1 protein-coding gene is annotated in these 1,610 nt (G+C 42.4%); it reads left to right on the top strand.

Features of this window, described 5'->3' with window-relative positions; all coding sequences use genetic code 11:
* Nucleotides 1-279: 279 nt before the first annotated feature.
* Entirely contained in the window at nt 280-1,563 is a 1,284-nt protein-coding gene (locus tag V513_RS03035) for an IS110 family transposase (RefSeq protein ID WP_099771662.1), read from the top strand.
* Nucleotides 1,564-1,610 lie beyond the last annotated feature (47 nt).

Genomic DNA, 1,610 nt, shown 5'->3' with positions numbered 1-1,610 from the left:
CGATTCTCCTCACGTCTGTTGTAGATATATAAGCTATGACTTGAATTCTAAGGAATGATTTTTCTACAATGATGGTGGCAGTCAGGGAGAAGGTAGAGACTTCATGTCTATCAGCCTTCCTTATGAAGGAAGAGCTACGTGGGGACAGCACTTGCTTTCTTCCTGGGAGTACTTCAGGTTCAATGATAAGTTCATCCGGGGAAAGATCCTCAGGAACGCTACAACAGGGAAATCGGTACTCGTAGACTGCTAATCCATTTATTGCGAGGTGTTTGTGAGATGAAAGAGCAAAGCGGTATGATCGTAGGTATTGACTGGTCAGCTGACTCCCATACTTGCTATGACCTCAAGGCTGATAAGAGTTTCAAGATCCCAGACTCTGTTAAAGGTTATGAAAGACTGCTGAACGATTATCCAGAGGCAGTTTTCGTGATCGAAGAAGCAAACAACAGGATAGGAGACTACCTTCTCACTAACAAGAGAGAGGTGTATGTCTTACCTCCTTGTAGGTCCAAAGAAGCCAGGAAGTATCATTTTAGTTCCGGGGCAAAGAGCGATAGTCTAGATGCCAAGGCGATTGCTCTTACCTTCAAGGAACATCCCTCTTACTGTCTCAAGGCAAGATATTCAGGAGTCGGAGCGAAGATCACTAAACTGGTGACTATGTACAGCATTGTATCCAAAACACATAGTCAACAGTGCAACAGATTGTATTCAGTCCTACTGAGGTATTTCCCGGAATACTTGCACATTATGGATAAGCAGTACAGATCAAATACCTCCTTGAGGATTCTTAGCATCTGCCCTACGATAACTGAATTTAAGAAAGTTTCGAACGAAGAGCTTAGGAAGATACTGAACAAAGAGAACTACAGAATGACTAGTATCTTGAGAAAGAAGCTTGACAGGATAAGAAGCGAAGGGATCTCTTGGGGCGATACATCATGTGAGGGTAATCTCATAATGTTCCTGGCAAATCAAATTCTCACCTTGAGAGAGGAACAAGAAAGATTGAGGGAAGAGATGGGAGAGACCCTAGAGAATAGTCCATACAGGATCATTCTTTCTATTCCAGGTGTGAAGGCTGTAATAGGCTCATACATAGTAAAGGCCTATCTCACACATGATTTCAGAAGCTACCAGGAGATGCAGAAATACGCTGGAACTATTCCCTTCCTCTTTCAAAGTGGCAGAAAGTCAATAATGCTGATGAGAAAGAAATGCGACAAAGACCTAAGAAACATGATTCACATCGCAGCTTTCGCTTCTCTGAAGACTTGTGGATGGGCAAGAAACTACTACAAAAGAAAGAGAAAAGAGGGCAAGACTTACGGTCATGCCCTCAGAGCACTGGGGAACATCATCCTCAAAATCGCATTCTCCATGTTGTCAAAGATGAAAGAATACAATGAAACCTTGTTCCTCAATGCCAAAGGAATTAAAACCACTCAACAAAATAATACAATAATTCCTGAGGCTTTCACAAATCCTGAATACTCCCAGGATGCTCATCCATCCTTAGCTGCCACTAAGGATGTGGTCGAGAACTTGAATGTCACCTGAGTAGTAGTTTTTTCCTTATGAATATGATAAGGTCCCTTTTTCGCGAG

The sequence above is a fragment of the Mesotoga sp. H07.pep.5.3 genome (assembly GCF_002752615.1).
GTDB lineage: Bacteria > Thermotogota > Thermotogae > Petrotogales > Kosmotogaceae > Mesotoga > Mesotoga prima.
This window is presented reverse-complemented; position numbering and strand designations above follow the sequence as displayed.